Annotated in this window: 4 protein-coding genes; 1 reads left to right on the top strand and 3 read right to left on the bottom strand. The window is 70.7% G+C overall.

The window, feature by feature from the left end; all coding sequences use genetic code 11:
- Nucleotides 1–137: 137 nt before the first annotated feature.
- The 3 genes from B7X32_RS19010 to B7X32_RS19020 all read right to left on the bottom strand — a co-directional run bounded on the left by B7X32_RS19010 (nucleotide 138) and on the right by B7X32_RS19020 (nucleotide 3,750).
- On the bottom strand, nucleotides 138–1,094 hold the full coding sequence (locus tag B7X32_RS19010; protein WP_292723291.1) for a sugar ABC transporter permease: 957 nt from the start codon (nucleotides 1,092–1,094) through the stop codon (nucleotides 138–140).
- The gene (locus B7X32_RS19015; protein ID WP_292723293.1) at nucleotides 1,091–2,425 is read right to left on the bottom strand and encodes an extracellular solute-binding protein; all 1,335 of its coding nucleotides are present in this window, start codon (nucleotides 2,423–2,425) and stop codon (nucleotides 1,091–1,093) included. The genes B7X32_RS19010 and B7X32_RS19015 overlap by 4 nt, the downstream gene beginning before the upstream one ends.
- 278 nt (nucleotides 2,426–2,703) lie before the next feature.
- Nucleotides 2,704–3,750, bottom strand: a complete 1,047-nt coding sequence (locus B7X32_RS19020; protein ID WP_292723295.1) for a LacI family DNA-binding transcriptional regulator — start codon at nucleotides 3,748–3,750, stop codon at nucleotides 2,704–2,706.
- Nucleotides 3,751–3,851: 101 nt separating this feature from the next.
- Between B7X32_RS19020 and B7X32_RS19025 the strand changes: the two genes are divergently transcribed.
- Nucleotides 3,852–4,260 (top strand): FAD-binding protein (locus B7X32_RS19025; RefSeq protein WP_292723298.1); only part of this gene is annotated, 409 nt, incomplete at its 3' end.

A 4,260-nucleotide genomic window follows, 5' to 3' on the forward strand; every position in this document is an offset into this window, starting at 1 on the left:
GTGCAGCAGCCAGCCGATCGCGAGGATCAGGAGCACCGCGAAGGCGAGGACGGTCAGCACGGTGAACCGGCGGCCGATCGGCCGGCGGGTGCGGGCGCGCACGGCGCCGGGGACGACGAGGGTGCGGGTCGCAGTGGTCATCGGGCGTCCTTCCGCCGACGGGTGATCAGCGCCTGCACGACGCCGAGGATGATGATGATCGCGAAGAACACGTACGAGATCGCGGCCGAGTAGCCGAACCGGTAGCCGACGAAGCCGGTCTCGTAGATGTACTGCACGATCGAGCGGGTGGTGTCGCTGGAGAGGCCGCCGAGCATCTGATACGCCTGGTCGAAGAGCTTGAGCGACGCGAGGATCTGCAGCAGTCCGATGAGCGTCGTCGCCGGGCCGAGCTGGGGGAGCGTGATCGAGACCAACTGCCGCCAGCCGCCCGCGCCGTCCAGCGAGGCCGCTTCGTACTGCTGCTGCGGGATGTTCTGGAGGGCGGCGAGGTAGAGCAGGAAGTTGAACCCGACCGTCCACCACACGGTCGCGATGACGATCGCGAGCATGTTGACCTTCGGATCCTGCAGCCACGCGATCGGCTCGAGCCCGAAGGCCTTCAGCACGTTGTTCGCCGCGCCGATCTGCGGGTTGAAGATCCAGATCCAGATCTGCGAGATCACGGTGGAGGCCAGCAGGTACGGCATGAAGAACGACAGCCGCCAGAGCCACTGGCCCGGCAGGCCGCGGTCGACGAGCACGGCCATCAGGAGGGCGATCACGACGAGCGGGATCGTGGACAGCAGCGTGAACCACACGGTGTTGCCGAACGAGCCCCACATGACGGGGTCGGTGAGGGCCTCGGCGTAGTTCGCGAACCCGACGAGTCCTCCGCCGGATCCGGTCAGGGACTGGTCGGTGAAGCTCAGGTAGAGGCCGTGCAGAATCGGCCAGACGAGGAACAGCGCGAACGCGATGAGGAAGGGCGTGAGGAACACCCACCCGATCAGCTGCTCGCTGCCCTGGGATCCGCCCGCATGCCGCCGCAGCGCGCGGGAGGCGGGGCGCACGGTGACGAGGGTCGTCGTGGTGGGGGAGGCCGTGGCGGTCATCTCCGTGCTCCTTCCGGATCGGCGGGATTGGGTTGGCCGAGGAAGCGCTGGACGGCCTGCTCGAAGCGGTCGACGGCCTCGGCGGGGCTGCCGCCGGTGAGCAGCGCGGGCTGGGCCGCGGCGCCGAACTGGCCCTGGAAGTTGGATCCGGACCCGGTGAACCACGCCGGAGGGTCGTACCGCACGTACTTCGCGGCCTCCGCGTAGTGCGCCTGGGGCACCAGTTCCGCGTACTTCGCGGACTCGGTGACGGGGAGGTACGCGGGGACGTGCCCGGCCTCGGCCCAGCCGAAGGATCCCTTCAGCATGTCCGCCACGAACCGGTAGACGAGATCGCGGCTCGCGGCGTCGGGGTGCGACTGGTGCGGCAGCACGAACGAGTGCGAGTCGGCGTACACGGCTCTGGTGCCGAAGAGCGGGGGGATCATCGCGACGTCGAAGGGGATCTTCGCGGCCTGCATCGTGCGCAGCTCCCACACCCCGCTGAGGAACATGCCGCTCTTGCCCGTGGCGAACTCCGCCACCGCCGTGCCGTAGTCGGCCTGCTTGGCGGCGCGCTTGCCGTCGAGCAGGTTCTGCATGAAGGTGAGCGAGGCGACGGCGGCATCCTTGTCGATCACGGCGGATCCGCCCTGCGGCAGCTCCATCTCGATCCCGTGCTGCGTGTACATCGTGTAGAACAGGCGCCACATCTGGGCGCCGTCGCCGAGGTAGCCGTAGGAGAGGCCGTGTCCGCCGGTGACGGCGGCGATCGCGTCGACCATGGCGAGGAACTCCTCGGGGCTCGTCGCCTCCTTGAGGCGCCCGTCCCGATCCAGCACACCCGCCTTCCGGCAGATATCGGTGTTGTACATCAGCACGAAGGGATGCGCGTCGAGGGCGATGCTGAGGCGCCTGCCGTCGACCTCGCCCTTCTTCCAGATCGGATCCGGGAAGGTCGACGCATCGACGCCGAGGTCCGCGAGACGGCCGGTGTCCCAGGCGTCGAGGAGACCGCCCGGAGCCCAGCCCAGCACGCGGGTGGCGTGCATGATCGCGACGTCGGGAGCCCGCCCGCCGGCCGCGGCCATCGCCAGCTTCGTGTAGTACGGCGTGCCCCAGGCGAGCACGGTGGGGCGGATCCGGTAGGCGGACTGGCCGCCGTTCGCGGTGTCGAGCAGGCCCGACATCGTGACGCCGTCGCCGCCGGAGAGCAGGTGCCAGAACTGCAGCGTGCGGGGCCCGGATGCGGCCGATGCGGACGGGGCGCACCCGGCGAGCAGGGCGGCGCCGGCGGTCATGCCCGCGGCGCCGAGGAACTGCCGCCGGTTCAGATCGAGAGGTGGTGTCATCGTCACTCCTTCGTGGACGATCGTGGGATGCCGAATATCATTACATCGATGAAATGAGTGGCGCAAGAGGCTTTCTGAGACCGGTCACGGCGGCGCGGCGGGTGGGCGCTCGCGCGGTGCGAGATGGGTAGCGCTGCTCGGGGATCCGGCGGGGGTGCGTTTTCCATCTTCAGGAGGGGGCTCGCTCGGTTGTGAGATGGAAAACGTCGCGCGGACGTCCGGCGGGGGTGCGTTTTCCATCTCGTCGCGGTACCGGCGCCGGCCGGCCGGCACGCGAGTCAGGACGCGGGCGTCCAGCCCCGCGGGGAGGCCGCGGTGCTGTCGCGCACGATGAGCCGGTGCGGCACCGTGATCGTGCGCGGGGTGCCGGTCGGATCCGCGATCCGCTCGGAGAGCAGGTCGACGGCGGCCGTGGCGAACGCCGCTCGGTCGATCCGCACCGTCGACAGGGCGGGATCGGTGAAGCGGGCGAGCTCCACGTCGTCGAAGCCGGTGACGAGGACGTCCTCCGGCACGCGGATGCCGCGCCCGTGCAGCACGTGCAGGGCGCCGGCGGCGAGCGAGTCGGTGAACGCGAGGACGGCGTCGAACGGCACGCCGCGGGCGAGCAGCTCGCTCATCGCGGCCGCGCCGCCGCTCATCGTCCAGTCCGCGTGGTTCGCCGTCAGGCGAGGATCCGCGGGCAGTCCGGCTTCGGCGAGGGCCTGGCGCACCCCTTGCAGGCGGAGCCGGCTGGTGGCGGTCGCGATCGCGTGCTGGTCGTCGCCGCCGACGACCGCGATCCGCCGGGCGCCACGGGCGATCACGTGCCGTGTCAGCTCGGCCGCCCCTGCGACGCTGTCGATGCCGACGTGATCGGCGAGCTGGTGCTCGACCTCGCCGATGAGCACCACCGGCAGCTGGCGGTCGGCATCGGTGAGCGCGCTGTCCTCGAGTCGGATCGGGTTGAGGATCAGCCCGTCCACGAGGTGCGCGCGGGCCCGCGAGAGCAGCTCGCGTTCGCGGCGCGGCTCTGATCCGGTCTGCTCGACCTGCACCGCGAGGCCTCGGGCGCGCGCCGCCTGCACGATGTGGTCGAGGAGTTCCGCGGAGAACGATGTGGCCAGGTAGGGGAGGGCGAGGGCGATGACCCCGGAGCGGCCGTTGCGCAGACTGCGGGCGCTGAGGTTGGGGACGAAGTCGAGCTTGCGCATCGCCTCCTCGACGCGTTCGCGGGTGTCGTCGCGCACGAACACGGCGCCCGTGACGACGTTCGAGACGGTCTTCGCCGAGACCCCGGCCAGCGACGCGACGTCGCGCATCGTCGCGCGCGTGCTCCCGGCCATGCGCTCAGCCTATGCCCGGGACGTCGTGTGGGGTGGCGCGAGTGGTTCTATCGATGTAACGCGCACGTCGTGCGGGCTCCTCGCGCCTCTATGATGTGGCGATGAGCATCGGGACGAACTGGGCCGGGAACGTGACGTACGGCGCGCTGGCGATCGCCCGCCCGCGCAGCCGCGACGAGCTGGAGAGCGCGCTCGCGGCACCGGGGCCGCTGCGCCCGCTCGGATCCCGGCACAGCTTCAGCACCATCGCCGACACCGAAGGCACCCTCATCGATCTCTCCGCGATGCCCGTCGTGATCGAGCAGGTCTCTCCCGACGCGGTGCGCGTCTCGGGCGGCATCCGGTACGGCGAGCTCGGGGCGGAGCTGCAGCGGCGCGATCTCGCCCTCGCGAACCTCGCATCCCTGCCCCACATCTCCGTCGCGGGGGCGGTGTCGACCGGCACCCACGGATCCGGCGATGCCATCGGATCCCTCGCCACGGCCGTGCGCGCGGTCACGCTCGTCGGGC

This window comes from Microbacterium sp. 13-71-7 (genome assembly GCF_002257455.1).
In the GTDB taxonomy this organism is placed as follows: Bacteria; Actinomycetota; Actinomycetes; order Actinomycetales; family Microbacteriaceae; genus Microbacterium.

Excerpts from the sequence above, each read along its gene's own strand:
- B7X32_RS19010 (WP_292723291.1), bottom strand. The coding sequence starts at position 1,094 with ATGACCGCCACGGCCTCCCCCACCACGACGACCCTCGTCACCGTGCGC.
- B7X32_RS19015 (WP_292723293.1), bottom strand. The coding sequence starts at position 2,425 with ATGACACCACCTCTCGATCTGAACCGGCGGCAGTTCCTCGGCGCCGCG.
- B7X32_RS19020 (WP_292723295.1), bottom strand. The coding sequence starts at position 3,750 with ATGGCCGGGAGCACGCGCGCGACGATGCGCGACGTCGCGTCGCTGGCC.